The sequence below is a fragment of the Sorangium sp. So ce1504 genome (assembly GCF_051521635.1).
GTDB classification, from domain to species: domain Bacteria; phylum Myxococcota_A; class Polyangia; order Polyangiales; family Polyangiaceae; genus Sorangium; species Sorangium cellulosum_B.
Genome location: NZ_CP150365.1, coordinates 6368582 through 6384214 on the forward strand (window position 1 = coordinate 6368582; position 15633 = coordinate 6384214).

8 protein-coding genes and 1 pseudogene are annotated in these 15633 nt (G+C 73.4%); all 9 read left to right on the top strand.

Annotation, left to right across the window (positions count from 1 at the left end; genetic code table 11):
- The first annotated feature begins 98 nt into the window (after positions 1-98).
- The 9 genes and pseudogenes from WMF39_RS23850 (at position 99) to WMF39_RS23890 (ending at position 15623) form a co-directional block, all read left to right on the top strand.
- Positions 99-2453, top strand: a complete 2355-nt coding sequence (locus tag WMF39_RS23850) for a cyclic nucleotide-binding domain-containing protein (protein WP_437747756.1) — start codon at positions 99-101, stop codon at positions 2451-2453.
- A gap of 293 nt (positions 2454-2746) precedes the next feature.
- Complete coding sequence (locus WMF39_RS23855) at positions 2747-5830, top strand: vWA domain-containing protein (RefSeq protein ID WP_437747757.1); 3084 nt, start codon at positions 2747-2749, stop codon at positions 5828-5830.
- The gene (locus tag WMF39_RS23860; RefSeq protein WP_437747758.1) at positions 5812-7530 is read left to right on the top strand and encodes a pre-peptidase C-terminal domain-containing protein; all 1719 of its coding nucleotides are present in this window, start codon (positions 5812-5814) and stop codon (positions 7528-7530) included. Before WMF39_RS23855 ends, WMF39_RS23860 begins: the two co-directional genes overlap by 19 nt.
- Positions 7514-9994 carry an NAD(P)-binding domain-containing protein gene (locus tag WMF39_RS23865; protein WP_437747759.1) on the top strand — a complete coding sequence of 827 codons (2481 nt, stop codon included), beginning with the start codon at positions 7514-7516 and terminating at the stop codon, positions 9992-9994. Before WMF39_RS23860 ends, WMF39_RS23865 begins: the two co-directional genes overlap by 17 nt.
- A gap of 45 nt (positions 9995-10039) precedes the next feature.
- The gene (locus WMF39_RS23870) at positions 10040-11614 is read left to right on the top strand and encodes a vWA domain-containing protein (RefSeq protein WP_437747760.1); all 1575 of its coding nucleotides are present in this window, start codon (positions 10040-10042) and stop codon (positions 11612-11614) included.
- Positions 11615-11720: 106 nt separating this feature from the next.
- Positions 11721-12989, top strand: coding sequence for an endolytic transglycosylase MltG (mltG, locus tag WMF39_RS23875; RefSeq protein WP_437747761.1), 1269 nt, complete (start codon positions 11721-11723; stop codon positions 12987-12989).
- A gap of 213 nt (positions 12990-13202) precedes the next feature.
- The gene (locus WMF39_RS23880) at positions 13203-14183 is read left to right on the top strand and encodes a quinone oxidoreductase family protein (RefSeq protein ID WP_437747762.1); all 981 of its coding nucleotides are present in this window, start codon (positions 13203-13205) and stop codon (positions 14181-14183) included.
- 33 nt (positions 14184-14216) lie between these two features.
- A pseudogene (locus tag WMF39_RS23885) lies at positions 14217-14888 on the top strand (TauD/TfdA dioxygenase family protein); the annotation flags it as partial.
- 117 nt (positions 14889-15005) lie between these two features.
- Positions 15006-15623: a hypothetical protein gene (locus WMF39_RS23890; protein WP_437747763.1), complete on the top strand. Its 618-nt coding sequence runs from the start codon at positions 15006-15008 to the stop codon at positions 15621-15623.
- Positions 15624-15633 lie beyond the last annotated feature (10 nt).

The following is a 15633-nucleotide window of genomic DNA, read 5'->3' on the forward strand; positions in this document are numbered from 1 at the left end:
GTCGACCTCGCTCCGGGGAGCGGCGCGGGCCGTGTTCGCGCGGCGAGGGCGGGTCGGGAGGAGCGGCGGCCTGCGTGCTTCGACCAGGAGACCTGCTGATGCCCTCATCGGACCACACCCACGGCGGCGCGCGCGACGCCGGGTCTGACCGCCCCGAGGCGTGGCCGCCGGCGGTGTTCGACGCCCCCTTGCTGCGAGGGCTCGACGAGCGCGCCCGGCGTGAGATCGCCGGGGCGGGGCGGCTCCGCTCCCTATCGCTGGACGAGGTCGCCTATCGCGCGGGCGACGCCGGCGACGCCTTCTTCGTGGTCGCGTCCGGGCGCGTCGCCCTGCGCGCGACGCGCCGCGGAGACGATCGCGATACCGAGGTGCGCACCGCCGCCGCGGGCGACGTCATCGGCGAGGAGGCGGTCGTGGGGATGTCGCGCAGGACCACCGCAGTCGCGCTCGCCCCCAGCGTGCTCGTCGAGATCCCGGTCCACCTGTTCCGGCGCGCCGCCGCTCGCTCCGGCAAGGCCGAGATCGCCGAGAGGCTCGAGCGCGCGCTGCGGAGGAGCGCGACACGCGACCTCCTCAGCACCCTCGCCTTCACGCGTGACCTGGACTCGGACGACGTCGAAATTCTGCTTGACGCAGTGAGTCATCGGCACTTCGAGCGCGGTCAGGCCATCTATCGCACAGGCGATCCGGCCGCCGAGCTCTGGCTCATCGCTGAAGGGATGGTGCAAATTCAGACCGAGGACGGAGATCGGATTCATGTGCGCGCGTACCTCACCCGAGGTGATTTCTTTGGAGACGTCGAGCTCGACGAGGGCCGCTGCCGGGCGGCGAGCGCCGTGGCCAGCGGCGCCACGGCGCTCCTGGCCGTACCGTCGAAGACGTTCGCCGCGCTCGCGCGGAAGCACCCTGATCTGATCCCCCGACTCCGGCGCATCACCGGCGAGCACCGCGCGAGTCAGGAGGCGGTCATCGCCGGCCATGCGCGCAATCACACGGCGCACATCTTCAGGGACCTCTATCGCCTTCAGGTCGCGCGGTCGCTCCTGGTCATCGATCTCGAGACGTGCGCGCGCTGCGGACACTGCGCGTGGTCGTGCGCCGACGTGCACGGGGTCTCACGGCTCGTGCGCCGCGGAGACAAGGTGCGCGCGCGGGTGGACGACGCGGAGCAGGCCGCGCAGGAGGCGCCGCGCAGCCTGCTCTTGCCGAACTCCTGCCAGCACTGCGAGAGCCCCGCCTGCATGATCGAGTGCCCCACCGGCGCCATCGGCAAGGACACCGGGGGAGAGGTGTTCATCCGGGACGCGCTCTGCACCGGATGCGGCGCCTGCGCGAAGGCGTGCCCGTGGGAGAACATCGCGATGGCGCCGCGCCCCGCGGCCGCGCCGCGCCCGGGAGGCACAGGCTTCGCGGACATCGCCGTGAAGTGCGATCTCTGCCGCGATTACGACGGCCCCGCGTGCGTGAAGGCCTGCCCCACGGGCTCGATCTTCCGCGTCAATCCGGCGGAGGAGATCGCCGACGTGCGCGACCTGCTCGGCGGGGCGCGGCGCGAGCAGGAGCGCGCCTCCGCGCCACGGAGCGGCGCGGCGCTCGTCGCAGGCAGCGCGCTCGCGGCGGCCGGGCTCGGCGCCGCGGGGCTGTCGGCGCACGCGCGCGGCGGCGCGCGCCCAGGCGAAGGCGCCGCCTTCGCAGCGGGCATCGCCGCCGCGGTCGGCATGGCGCTGCTCCTGCTCTACGCGGTCCCCAAGCGCGCCGGGCGATGGGCGTGGATGCGGCCCAGGCGGCGCGGCGACACGGCCGTGGAGGGCGGCGATGCCGCGCCCGTGAAGAGCCGGCTCCGCCCGCAGCTGGCCGGGCACCTCGCGATCGGCCTCGTCACGGCCGGCCTCGCGCTCGCGCACGCGCCGTGGCCCCGGTCCGGCCGCCCGACGCTGGGCGCGGCGCTGCACCTCGTGTTCTGGGCCACCGCGGCGGCCGGCGCCTTCACGGCGCTCGCGTACCGGCTCGCGCCGCGGCGCCTCGCCCGGATCGAGCGCACCGCCGCGCTTCCCGAGGATTTCAGCGCCGCCCGGCGCGAGCTGCTCGACCGCTTCTACCGCGAGGTGAGCGGGCGCAGCGATCTGGTCAAGAAGATCGTCGAGAAGATCCTCGTGCCCTACCTGCAGAGCCCCCTCGGCCCGCTCGCGCTGCTCGCCTCGGGGCGCGGCCTGCGCGAGGAGGAGCGCGCGCTGCGCGCCCGCATCGACGCGGTCCTCGAAGGGCGCGGGGCCGAGCGGCTCGCCGGCCTGGCGGAGCTCATCCGCCTCGCCGTGGAGCTGCGCGCGCTCCCGGCCCAGCGCGCGCTCCTCGCCGCGCTCCGCGGAGGGCTGCCGGCGCACATCATCACCTTCGGCGTCGCCGCGGCGCTGCTCGTGCTCCACGCGATGACGGCGGCGAGCGTGCCCCGATGAGCGCGCGCCGGACCGGGAGCGCGCGCACGCCGCCCCACACGGCCGCTGCCGCGGCGCGGGACAGAGCAGCGGGACGCCCCGGACTCGCTATGAAATGGTTGCGAGGCACGGCATTTCTTTGTGCGCTGCGCGCGCCTCCGCCGGCGCGGCGACGCGCGCATCGACGCGCGCACGTGAGCGCCGCGTCGGCGAAGACGCGCAGCAGGCAGCGCGCAGGCGAGAGGCCTGGACTTTGCCTTCTGCACCCAGGTACAATTTTCCCGACAGCACCCTAGTGGAAGGTAGAGAAGCCGATGGCTGGTCCTTCGACCAAGTGGATGGGAGCGCTCTCCCGATCAGGCTCCCCCAGCGCGTGGGCGCCGAGAGCGCTGCTGCTCGTGACGCTGCTCACCGCGTCGGCCCTCATCGCCGGATCGTGCCGTGGAGGCAACAACGCCGGTGAGCCGCCGCAGCCGGGGACGGACTGGCCCGACGCTGGGCCGGGCACGGGCGACCCGTGCGTCGACGGCGAAGAGGTGGAGTGTCACGTCACCGTCGGCGAGCACGAAGGTGTGCTGACGTGCCTCGACGGGATCCGGCGCTGCGAGGAGGGGCGTTACGGCAGCTGCGACGGGACGATGACGATGCGGAGGTCGCCGTTCGGCTCGGCGCCGCGGGGGAGCGGTGAGGGCGGGTATCCGCGCCCGCTCGCCAACTCCGATGCCTCCGACGGCGGCCTGTGCGCGACCAACCCGTGCGATCCGACGTGCCAGTCGTTCGAGGAGACGCCAGACGGGGGGCCCATCAGCCTCGCGGGGACCGGCCCGACGTTCACGTGGTCGGTCGGCGACATCAACGAGCTGCCCGAGGCCGTCGCGCGGGAGGGCACGCACCAGCCGTGCACGACCAGCGAGGACTGCCAGTTCGACCAGTACTGCGACGACCCCGCGCGGGGCGCGTGCGATCACGACCCGTGCGCGACCGGCGTGTCGCTGCTGTCGAACTGCAGCGGCTGCGCCACGAAGGTCTGCAACGCGAACCCGAGCTGCTGCACCTTCACGACCATACCGGCCGACTGCGGTCACGACGCCTGCGTGGCGGCTCCCGGCGCCGCGACCAACATGACCACGACCTGCGGCGACGCGTGCATCGCGACCATCTGCGCGAACCATCCGCGCTGCTGCGATATCACGTGCAGCACGACGGCGCAGTGCACTGCGCTCATCGGCACGGGCAGCACCTGCGTCTTCCCAGGCCGCTGCACCGCGCCCAGCGGCGTATGTCCCCCGGGAACCGTGCTGTCGGGCGGCCGCTGCACCGGGACGTGGAGCGCGACATGCGCAGGTTATGTCCCCACGGAGTGCGCCCCCAAGACGTGCACCGCGACCGTGCCGAGATGGGACGCGAGCTGCGTCACCCTGGCCGAGTCGTTGTGCGGCTCCACCTGCGACACCGATCCCGGCTGCGCGCACGACAAGTGTTACACCGGCGAACGGTTGCTGCCGGGCTGCAACACGTGCGTGGGGCTGATCTGCGATGTGGCCCCCAGCTGCTGCGATACGGGGCCAGGCGGCGGGTGGACACAGAGCTGCGTCGACCTCGTGGAGAGCGTCTGCGGCGAGACCTGCCCGCAAAAGGGCCTCTGCAAGTCGTACCAGCCGAACGAGACGGACTCCACGTGCACGCAGCCGGACCTCACGATCGGCGTGCCCTGCGGCGGGACGATCCCGGTCTGCAACCGCGGCACCACCCCGGCCCCGGCGGGAATCGCCATCCACCGGTATGCTTCCACCGCCAACCAGCTGCCATCCTCCGCCCCGAGCCGGGTCCTGAACGCGTGCAACCCGACGGGCGGCACCCTCGCCTGCACGACGGCGCAGCCGATCGCCCCGGGTGAGTGCATCAGCGTGGCCGGCTGCACCGGCGTCACCGACGGGATGGAGCTCATCGTCAATCCCCCTGGCGCTATGCAGATCCCCGAGTGCCGGTGCGGGAACAACGGGAGCATCTATCAATCGGCCATGTGCGAGTCGCCCGCCTGCATCGCGACGGCGAGCGTGTCGCTGGTCAGGCCGGTCACCCTGTTCGTCGCGCTCGATCGATCCACCTCGATGCGGCAGACGCTGTCGGGGGTGGACGTGAGCGCGGATCGATGGATTCCGGCGACGAGCGCGCTCAAGTCCTTCTTCCAGGATCCGGCGTCGGCGGGGCTCGGTGTCGCGTTCCGGTTCTGGCCGCTCGACAACCCGGGCCCGTGCAACGAGACCCCTTCCTGTCCGCCTGCCGGCGGCGGCGGCTGCGCGCTGCCGCTCGTCCCGTTCAACGGCGCCGCGGCCGACAGGTTGACCGAGGAGTCCGCGGCGATGGGGGACCAGCAAGAGATCAAGCTCATGCAGGCCTTCATCAACTTCCCGACGCCCAACGGCGAAACGCCGATGTACCCGGCGCTGGACGGCGCCACCACCTGGGCGAACAACTACAAGGACGCCCATCCCGAGGAGGAGGTCGCGGTCGTGTTCGTCACCGACGGCATCCCGTCGAGCTGCGGCACCGTCCCCAACGCGATCGGAAACCTGGCGCGAAACGCCTTCGTGAACCACGGCGTCCGCGTGCACGCGGTGGGCTTCGGCAACTCGAACGCGGAGATCATCAACCTCATCGCGGACCAAGGCGGAGGACAGGCGTTCAACCTCAGCGCTGGCTCCAGCCTGGAAGGTACCCTCCTCAATGCGCTGGTCTCGATCCGAGGAGAGGCGCTGCCCTGCGACGTCACCGTCCCCATCGCGGGCGTCTCGGATCCCGCGTCGGTGTCCGTCGTCTACGAGAACGCCGCCGGCGTGGAGACGACGCTCACGCCCCGGGCCGGGGTCGGCAGCTGCGGCGCGGGGGGCTGGTACTTCGATTCCGGGAACACGAACGTGAAGCTCTGTCCGGCGACCTGCTCCATCGTCCGCGAGAACCCGGGCGGGAAGGTCCGGGCCGTCGTGCCGTGCACGACGACGAGCGTCACGGCCACGACCACGGCGTGGGAGCAGTACCACGGCGTCTGCCCGCCGGGGACCAAGACCCAGTGGGGATACCTCAGGTACAGGACGACGACCCCTGGCGACTCGAGCGTCGAGTTCTTCGTGAGAGCGGCGGATGATCCCGCCGACCTCGCCTCGGCGACGGTCAGGCTCGCCGCGACCGCCCACGCCACGCCGACCGACACCCGGATCTGCGATGAGGGCTCGATGCCGGCGTGCGCGATCGATCTCTTCGACGTGCTGCAAGAGCTGCCGGACGCTCGAACAGAGTACCTTGAGGTCCGGATGAGGCTCAATCCGACGAGCAGCGGAGGGGGCGGCGTTCAGGTGCAGGACTGGGAGATCACGTATTCATGTCCAGATACCGAGTGAGCCGAAGCACCATGGTGGCCGCGCTGCTCTGCGCTGCGGGGGTGGTCGCGGCGTGCAGCGGAGATGACGATGCGTCGCGGCCGCGGCCCCCGTCGGCCTCGAGCGGCGCCGGCGCGGCCGGAGGCGGCGGCGGGGGCGCGGGCGGCGGGGGCGCCCCCCCGGGCGACTGCGGGAACGACGTCGCCGAGCAGGACGAGGCGTGCGACGGACCCGATCTCAGGGGCGCGACCTGCCAGAGCCTCGGGTTCGATAGCGGCGAGGTCCGGTGCAGCCCCGAGTGCACCCTCGACGCGTCGAGCTGCTCGGGCGTCGAGGCGTGCCAGGACGGGCGGGACAACGACGGAGACGACAGCATCGACTGCGGCGATCCGGAGTGCGAGGCGGCCTGCGCGGACATGTGCGCCGCGCCCGTGGCGCTCCCGGATCCCGGGACCGCGACCGGCAATACCTTCGGCCACGCGGCTGTCGAGAGCGAGTGCTGGTCGGGGAGCCCGGGCGTCGCCTACACGTTCACGGCGACGACCACCGGGTTCATGGACGTGGTGCTGACCCCACGCACGGACGCGCAGCTCGTCGCCGAGCTGCGCAGCGCCTGCGCCGACCCCGCGATCGTGGGCACCTGCGGCAGGTCCAGCGCCGGCGCGGGGATCGAGAACCGGCTGACCGTGCCCGTCCGCGAGGGCGATGCGTTCTATGTGATCATCACGGGAGCCGACGCGAGCCAGGCAGGAGCGTTCGACCTCGGCGTGCGAAGCCGACAGACCGTCTGCGGTGACGACATCCAGGATCCGACGGAGCAGTGCGACAACCCCCTCGATCAGCCGGGCGACGGCTGCAGCGATAGCTGCCAGCTCGAGGTGACCGAGGTGGAGCCCAACGGCGAGATCGCCTCCGCCAACACCTACGACGCGCCGTTCTTCGCCGCGATCGATCCGGCCGACGACGTGGATGTCGTGCGCGTCACCGTGCCGAGCGGGCCGACGGTCCTCACCGCGGAGACCGCGGCGGTCACGAGCTCCGACTGCCTGACCGGCCGGCTCGACAGCGTCATCGAGATCCTCGATGGAAGCGGCAACTTGATCGTGCGACGCGACCGCGGGGACAACGGCCTTTGCGCCCGCGCCGTCGCGCCGGCGCTCGCGGCGGGCGACTACTATGTTCGGGTCACGTCCGTGCTCGGCTCCCTGGCGGAGACGTTCCCGTACCGCCTCGACGTGACGCTCGTCCCCGAGATTTGCGGGGACGGCACGATGAGCGCCGGCGAGCAGTGCGACGACGGAAACACGGATCCCCTCGATGGATGCAGCGCCACCTGCCGCTTCGAGCTCGACGAGACGGAGCCCAACAACGCCTCGGCGCAGGCCAATGCGTATGCGGACCCCTGGCTCGCGGAGATCGCGCCTGCAGGCGACGTCGACGTGATCGCCGTGACCGTGCCAGGGCCGCGCTCGACGCTGCACGCAAACGTCATCGACAACGGCACCAACGCTTGCCAGCAGGGGCAGATCGACAGCTACATCGAGGTCCTCGGGGAGGACGGGACCACCGTGCTCGCATCCGACGACGATTCAGGGGTCGGCAATTGCTCCTACGCCTCGCTCACCGACCTCGCCGCGGGCACGTACTATGTGAGGCTCCGCGCCGCGTCCCTCGTCCCCGACGCGACCTTCTTCTATCGATTGAATGTCACGCTCCTCTAGCCCGAGCGGCGGAGGCCGCCGTCCGGCGGCGCCGCCGGACGGCGGCGCGGACGACGCGGCGCGCCCTCCCGATCCCACGAGGACGCTCTACCGCGCCGATCTCTCCGATCCGCGCCAGCGCGCCGCCCAGCCGCGGGAGGTCGTGCGGGGGCGCGCCGCGCGCCGCGCCGAGGCGACCTCCGACGTCACCCGCTTCCGGGGCGTGCTGCCGGCCACGCTCGCGGGCGCCGTCGCGACGGGCGCGGCTGCGCTGCTCTTCCCGCCGCCGGGCGGGCACGCGGCGCCGGGGCCGCTCTCGCTGCCCCACGCGCGCGCGCAGCTCGCGTGCGCGTCGTGCCACGCCGAACAGGCGCCCGCCGCGCCGCGGGAGGCCGCCGCGGCCCGGGAAGGCGCGCCCTCGCGCGGAGCCGCAGCAGGCGCGCGCATCGATCAGGCCTGCGTCGGGTGCCACGGCGCCCACGGCTCCACCCGCAGGAGCCACGGGCAGCTGCTCGCGAGCGGCGCGCTGAGCTGCGCCACCTGCCACCCCATCCACCGCGGCGATCAGGGCGTCGTGTTCGATCCAGCGAGGCCGCCTGTGCGCTTCGCGCCGGGCGCCGAGGTCGAGCTCCCGAGGTCGGCCTTCCGCCCGGGCCAGCCGGCCACCGTGGCGATCGTCACGGCCGGGAGCTGCGCGCCGTGCCACGACCTCGCCGCGCCGCGAGATCCCATCGCGCGCTGCCTCGTCGCGGCGCAGGCACCGCTCGGCGACGCCCGTCCGATCACCTGCTTCGACGAGCACCGCCCTGCCCTCCCCGAGGACGCAGCGACCGGCCGCGCAGGCGGCGGCACACGCCCCGCCGGCCGCAACGCCGGTCGCGCAGGCGGCGACACGAGCCCCGCCGGCGTCTGCAGCGGCCAGCACACCGAGGACCGCGCCCTCGCCTGGGACGCGGCGCGCGACGCCGCCGCGGCCTTGCCCGTCGTGAAGGCCGGCGCCACGCCCGGCGCGCCCGCCCTGCTCTGGATGGGCGCAGGCCTCGCCGCCGCCGCCCTCGCGTTCGCGGGCGCCCGCGGCGGCCAGGCGCTGCGCGCGCGCCGCGCGCGGCGAGCGGCGCGCGACGCCGGGGGCGAGGACGCGATGCTCCGCCCCGCGGCGCGCGTGCGCCTGCCCCGGATCGACACGACCACCTGCCTCGGCTGCTACGCGTGCGTCGACGCGTGCCCGTACGACGTGCTCGCCATCGAGAAGTACGTCGCGGTCGTGGCCCGCCCCGAGGCGTGCTGCGGCCTCACCCTGTGTGAGCAGCGCTGCCCCAACGGGTCGCTCACCATCGAGGGCGGCGCGCCGATCGCCGATCGCCCGCGCCTCGGCGACGACCTCGGCAGCCTCGACGTGCCGGGCCTGCACCTCGCCGGCGACGTCACCGGGCTCCCGCTCATCAAGAACGCCATCCACCAGGGCGCGCACGCCGCGACGCGCATCGCGGAGGACCTGCGGCAGGCCGGCCCGCGCGGCGCGAGCGGTCAGGAGCTCGATCTGATCATCGTGGGCGCAGGGCCCGCCGGGATCAGCGCCGCGCTGCGCGCCAAGGAGCTCGGCCTCTCGTTCGAGGTGATCGAGCAGGGCAGCGTGGCGCAGAGCATCCAGAGCTTCCCTCGCGGCAAGCTGGTCTTCGATCAGCCGCTCGACCTGCCGATGACCGGGAAGCTGTGGCTGAAGGAGTCGACCAAGGAGGAGCTGCTCTCCCACTGGCTCCGCGTCGTGCGCAAGGAGCGGCTCCCGATCCTGCAGGACACGCGCATGGTGTCGGTCGCCCGCGCGGCCTCTGCCGGCGCACCCGCCGTCGGCGCGGCGGCCGGCAGAGGCGCGCCCGCCGAGGCGCAGGCCACGGCCGGCTTCGTCGTCGTCACCGAGCCGCGCGAGGGCGGACCGCGCACCGAGCGAAAAGCGCGGCGCGTGCTGCTCGCCATCGGCCAGCGCGGCTCACCGCGCCGGCTTCCGTTCGAGCTACCCGCCGAGGTGGAAGGTCGGGTGTACTACCACCTCGCCGACGCCCGGAGCCTCGCCGGAAGTCGCGTGCTGATCGTCGGCCTCGGCGATGTCGCCATGGAAGCCGCGATCGCGCTGTCCCGCCAGCCGGCCACCGACGTCACCGTCGTCTACCGGGGCGCCGGGTTCCGCCGCGGGAAGACCCGAAACATCGAGGAGTTACGCAGGCTTGCGGCGGCGTCTCGCCTCTCGCTCCTGTTCGAGACCGACGTCTCCGCCCTCGCCGCAGATCCGGGCGGCGCGCTCGAGGCGACCCTCGCGTCGCCTTCGGGGGCCCGGGCGCACCCCTGCGACGCCGTGCTCGTCCTGATCGGGAGCATCCCGCCGTGGAGCGCCCTCCGCGCCGCCGGTGTCCGGCCGACCGCGGAGCCCTCAGATCGTTCCGAGCTCGGCGACGTACAAGGGACCACGCCCGCGGTCCCCGCGCCGTGAGTCCATCGTAAGCTCGGGGGGCCCAGGCCGTTCTCTGGAGGAGCCATGAAGCCGACCCACGTCGCCCTGTTCTCCGCCCTCGGCATGATGTTCACGAGCCTCTCCGTCTACTCCCTGGCCCCGTCCGGGGGCGGGAGCTCCGTCACGGCGGTCCCGGAGGTGATCACCGAGCCGCCCCGCCAGGTCCCCGAGGTGACGGGCGGCGCCGTCGCTGCGGTCGATCCGAGCCGCTTCACCACCGGATCGAGGCTGATGCTGGAGGGGCGCGTCGGTCACGCCCGCCTGCCTCGCTCGGCGCAGGAGACGTTCCTGATGTTCGAGGTCCGCGGCGACGGGTCGCCCGCGAGGTCGCAGGCGCAGGCGAACCTCTCGCTCGTCATCGATCGCTCCGGCTCGATGAAGGGCACCCGCCTCTCCAACGCCGTGCAGGCGGCGACGACCGCCGTGAGCCGCTTGAACGACGGCGACGTCGTGTCGGTGGTCACCTTCGACACGAGGACCAGCGTGGTCGTGCCGCCCACCACCGTCGGGCCGGAGACGCGCGGCCGCATCCTCGCGAGCGTCCGCGGCATCTCGCTCGGCGGCGACACGTGCATCTCGTGCGGCATCGAGGAGGGCCTCTCGCTGCTCGGTCAGACGAGCGCCGGCGTGAGCCGGATGCTCGTCCTCAGCGACGGCGACGCCAACCACGGGGTCCGCGACGTCCCCGGCTTCCGCGCGATGGCGCAGCGGGCGCGCGATCGCGGCGTCGCCATCACGACCATCGGGGTCGACGTCGATTACAACGAGAAGATCCTGTCGGCGATCGCGCTCGACTCGAACGGCCGGCACTACTTCGTCGAGAACGACGCCGCGCTCGCGCGCATCTTCGAGGCGGAGGCCGAGCAGCTCACGACGTCGGTCGCGAGCGGCGCGGAGCTCGCGATCGACCTCGCGCCCGGCGTGGAGCTCGATCGGGTCTTCGATCGCTCGTTCCGGCGGGCTGGCGGTCAGGTCATCGTGCCGCTCGGCGCGTTCGCGGCGGGGGAGGTGAAGACGGTCCTGCTCAAGGTGCGCCTCGGCGGCCTCGGCGGCCCCGGCGGCGACGCGCGCGGCGACTCCCCCATCGCCGACGTGGGCCTCACCTACCGGGACCTCGTCACCAGGACCGACGCCCGGTGCGTGGGCAAGCTCGGCGTCGCGATCGCGGAGAGCGACGCCGACGCGAGCGAGCTCGACGCGCTCGTCGCGGGGCGAGCGCAGCGCAGCGAGACGGCGGCGGCGCTGAAGCAGGCCAACTTCCTGTTCGAGCAGGGGCGGCTCGACGAGGCGCGCAGCAAGCTCGACGCGCAGCAGCAGTCGCTCAAGAAGGCGGCCGACAAGGCGAAGCGCAGCGCCCCGGCGAACCGCGCGAAGGACGTGGCGTCCGATTTCGAGGGCCAGCTCGCCGCGCTGGAGCGGGCGGGCACGGACTTCGCCACACCGCCGGCGTTCGCCACGCCGCCGCCGGCCGCCGCGGGGCCGGGCGGCTTCGCGCAGGCCCCGGCGGCGGCGCCGCCGCGGCCCGCCCCGGCGCAGTCCCGCCAGGGCAAGAGCGCCGTCCGCCGCAACGAGGCGGAGGCCTTCGATCTGGCGCGCTGACGCGCGGAGCCCGGCGCAGGCGGCGCGGACGGCGCGCTCCGGCCCCTGCCCCGCGGCGACGCGGGGCGTTGACACGCGTCGGGCTTTCGGGTTTTGACTCCCGGCGGTGGGCGTTCGACCTAGGGCGAGCCGGCCGGGAAACCGCCGGACGGGTGGCGACGGCGCGCAGGGCTCGCCGCCGCGCGAGCCGCCGTCGACCCGGAAGGCGACCCCCGCGCGGCGCTCGCGCGGCGCGGGGCAGCGCTCGCCGGCGTCGCGGCGCCCTGCCCAGCCCCGGGCCGGGCGCGGGCGCGCGCTGCTCCTCGGGCTCGCGGGCGTGGTCATGGCGGCGTGCGCCGCGCTCCTCGCGCTGGTGTTCGGCTTCGGGCGCGCGAGGGCGCCGGACCGGGGGCGCGTCGTGGAGATCAACTGGCCGGGCGGGCTCGACGCGGGCGAGGCCGCCGCGCTCCTCGCGGCCGAGGGGCTCGTCGAGAGCGAGCGCGCCATGGCGCTCTACCTCGGCGCGACCGGCGGCACCGAGGCGTTCGTGCCGGGCCCTCACCTGCTCTTCGAGGGCGCGACGCCGCGGGAGCTGCGGCAGCTGCTCGCGCGCGCGGAGGGGCGCCCCACGGCGAAGCTCACGATCCCCGAGGGCTTCAGCCGCTTCGACATCGCCGCCCGGCTGGAGAAGCTGCGCATCGCCGGCCGGAAGACGTTCCTCGCGGCCACCACCGACGGCGCGTTCCTCGACGCGCTCGGCATCGAGCGCGGCGGCGCCGTGGGCGCGGAGAGCGCGGAGGGATACCTCTTCCCGGCGACGTACGAGCTCGCGCTGGACTCCGACGCGCGCGACGTGGCGCGGCGCCTCGTCGCCGAGTCCGACCGGCGGTGGAGCGCGCTCGCGGCGCAGAGCAAGGACGGGCTCGCGGCGCTCCAGGCGACGCTCGGCTGGGGTCGCCGCGAGGTGCTCACGCTGGCCTCCATCATCGAGAAGGAGGCGGTCGTCGAGGAGGAGCGGCCGCTCATCGCGAGCGTGTTCCTGAACCGGCTCCTCGATCCGAGCTTCCGCTCTCGCAAGCTGCAGTCCGACGCGACAGCACTCTACGGCTGCGTCGCCTGGCCCGAGGAGGCGCCGTCGTGCGCCGAGTGGAGCGGCAAGGCCACGCCCGCCGTGGTGCGGGATCCGAGGAACCGCTACAGCACCTACGCGCACCCGGGGCTGCCGCCCGGGCCGATCGCCAACCCTGGGGCGCCGTCGATCGCGGCCGTGCTGGCGCCCGCGGCGACGAAGTACCTCTATTTCGTGGCCGCGGGCGGCGGCCGCCATCGGTTCAGCGAGAGCCTGGACGACCACAACGACGCCGTGCAAAAGCGCCGGGACGCGACCGCGCCCTAGGCGCGGGCGGCGCGACACGGCAGCTCTCCTGCGCGAGGCGGCGCCCTCGGGCACCGACGCGGAGCCGTCCAGAGCGAGCCGTCGAACGAGACGAGCCCGTCCAAGGGATAGCGCAGCTGGGCCCTCGGACGTGCTCATCCACGCGGTGCCCTTGCGTTCCAAGCCGCCGGGGACGAGAGAGAGCGCTGCGGCGCGGAATGGGGGGGACGTTTCATGGGACAGGCAGTCCGATTCCACGAGACCGGCAGACCGGAAGTCCTGCGCTGCGAAGACGCCGTCGTCGGCAGCCCGGGCCCCGGCCAAGCGCGGGTCCGGCACGTCGCGGTGGGGCTCAACTTCGCCGATACCTACTTTCGCGCCGGGGTCTATCCCGTCCCGCTTCCCAGCGGCATCGGGGTCGAGGCCTCCGGCGTGGTCGAGGCCGTCGGCGAGGGCGTCACGAACGTCGCGCCGGGTGACCGGGTGACGTACACCGGCTTCCTGGACACGCTCGGGGCGTACTGCACCGAGCGGATCGTCCTCGCGGCGCCGCTGATCCGGCTGCCAGAGGGCATCGGCCACGAGACGGCCGCTGCGATGACCATGCGGGGCCTCACGTCGGCGTACCTGATGCGCCGCATCTGGCCGCTGAAGGCCGGCGACAGCATCCTGCTGCACGCGGCGGCGGGCGGCGTGGGCATGATCGTCTCGCAGTGGGCAAAGCTCCTCGGGCTCACGGTGATCGGCGCGGTGTCGACCGAGGCCAAGGGGGAGATCGCCCGCGCCCACGGCGCCGATCACGTCCTCATTTATGGCCGCGGCGACGTGGCCAGGCGCGTGCGCGATCTGACGGGCGGGGCCGGCGTGACGGTCGCCTATGACGGCGTCGGCAAGGACACGTTCGCCGGGTCGCTCGGCTCGCTGAAGCGGCGCGGCCTGCTCGTGTGCCTGGGCGCGGCCTCGGGCCCGGTGCCGCCGCTCGACGTGGCGCTGCTGGGGGCCAAAGGATCGGTGTTCGTCACCCGCCCGGCGCTCGCCGACTACATCGCCGATCCCGAGGAGAAGAGAGCGCTCGCAGGCGAGCTGTTCGACCACGTCGCCGCGGGGCGGATCCGGATCGAGATCAACCAGCGCTACAGGCTGGAGGACGCGGCGCAGGCGCACCGGGATCTCGAGTCGCGCAAGACGACGGGCTCGTCGATCTTCGTCGTGTAGCGCGTGTTGGGGCCGCAGATCGCCGCGCCGACGCCAACGCATCCAGGAGGACCGGACATGACAAGCTCAGCAACCGCCGGCTCGGGCGCCGTCCGCGCGGTGACGCGCGGATCTAGCAGCCCGCCGGAGCACTACGAGAACTCCTATCATTGCGACGCTACATGGCGCGAAGCGCCGCCGATGGGCTGCGTCCTGCGCTGCGTCGAGACACCGGACGTCGGCGGCGACACCATCTGGGTCAACATGGTCGAGGCGTACCGACGGCTGCCCGAGCACATCAAGCGGCAGATCGCCGGGCTGCGCGCCAGGCACAGCATGGAGGCCACCTTCGGCGCCGCCCTGCCGATGGCGAAGCGCCATGCGCTCGAGGCCAGCTATCCCGATGCGGAGCATCCGGTGGTGCGTACCCACCCGGAGACCGGCGAAAAAGTCCTGTTCGTCAACAGCTTCACGACGCATTTCGTCAACTTCCACACGCCGGACAACGTCCGCGTCGGCCAGGACTTCGCGCCCGGGGCGAGCCACCTGCTGAGCTACCTGATCAGCCAGGCGGCGATCCCCGAGGTTCATGTCCGCTTCCGCTGGAGGAAGAACAGCGTCGCGCTCCGGGACAACCGCTGCACCCAGCACTACGCGGTCCAGGATTACTGGCCTGCGGTGCGCAAGATGGAGCGCGCCGGGATCGTCGGCGACCAGCCCTACTGACCACCCCTCGGATCCACGAGAGATCAGGGCGCCTTTCCTCTGGTCGCCTCGGTCCTGGTCGCGCCGCGCCCCGCTTCCTGGATCTGCGCGCGCCGCGGTGTAGATTCGCGCGCCATCATGCGCCGTCCCGCTCCGTTCCTCCTCACGCTCTCCGCTCCCCTCGCCTTCGCGGCCGCTACCGCCGGCTGCTCGCCCCGCACCGCGCCCCCGGCCGAAGTGACGCAGGCCGCCTCCGCGACCGCCGCTCCGTCCGCTCCCCCCGACCCCGCCGCCTCGGCCTCGAGCGCTGCTCCCACCGCCAGCGCCGCGCCCGCCGCCGAGACGACGGTCGCCGCCGCCAGCGCCGCGCCCGCCGCCAGCGCCGCGCCCGATGCGGCGGCGCCAGCCGACGCCGGGCCGCTCCCGAAGGTCAAGGTCGCCAACATCGGCATGCACATCGGCGGCGGCCCGCACGACGACTTCACCAAGGAGCCGATCAAGCGCTCGGTCGCGCCCCACTTCGACGAGCTCCGCCGCTGCTTCGCGCTCGCCGAGGACCCGACCAAGGGCGGCGACTTCGGCATCGATCTCCGCATCGAGAAGGACGGCGGCAAGGCCGAGGTGCGCAAGCCGCGGACGGCGCTCAAGGGCCAGGCGTTCACGAAGTGCGTGGTCGGCGTCTTCGAGCAGATCGACTTCCTGAAGCCGAGGCGAGGCGCCACCGTGGTGAGCTACTCGCTCCGGTTCACCCCGTGACAGGGCCTCG

What these genes read in the sequence shown, in the direction of transcription:
- WMF39_RS23850 (WP_437747756.1), top strand. Translation starts at nt 99, where the DNA reads ATGCCCTCATCGGACCACACCCACGGCGGCGCGCGCGACGCCGGGTCT.
- WMF39_RS23870 (WP_437747760.1), top strand. Translation starts at nt 10,040, where the DNA reads ATGAAGCCGACCCACGTCGCCCTGTTCTCCGCCCTCGGCATGATGTTC.
- WMF39_RS23880 (WP_437747762.1), top strand. Translation starts at nt 13,203, where the DNA reads ATGGGACAGGCAGTCCGATTCCACGAGACCGGCAGACCGGAAGTCCTG.
- WMF39_RS23855 (WP_437747757.1), top strand. Translation starts at nt 2,747, where the DNA reads ATGGCTGGTCCTTCGACCAAGTGGATGGGAGCGCTCTCCCGATCAGGC.
- WMF39_RS23865 (WP_437747759.1), top strand. Translation starts at nt 7,514, where the DNA reads ATGTCACGCTCCTCTAGCCCGAGCGGCGGAGGCCGCCGTCCGGCGGCG.
- WMF39_RS23860 (WP_437747758.1), top strand. Translation starts at nt 5,812, where the DNA reads ATGTCCAGATACCGAGTGAGCCGAAGCACCATGGTGGCCGCGCTGCTC.
- WMF39_RS23890 (WP_437747763.1), top strand. Translation starts at nt 15,006, where the DNA reads ATGCGCCGTCCCGCTCCGTTCCTCCTCACGCTCTCCGCTCCCCTCGCC.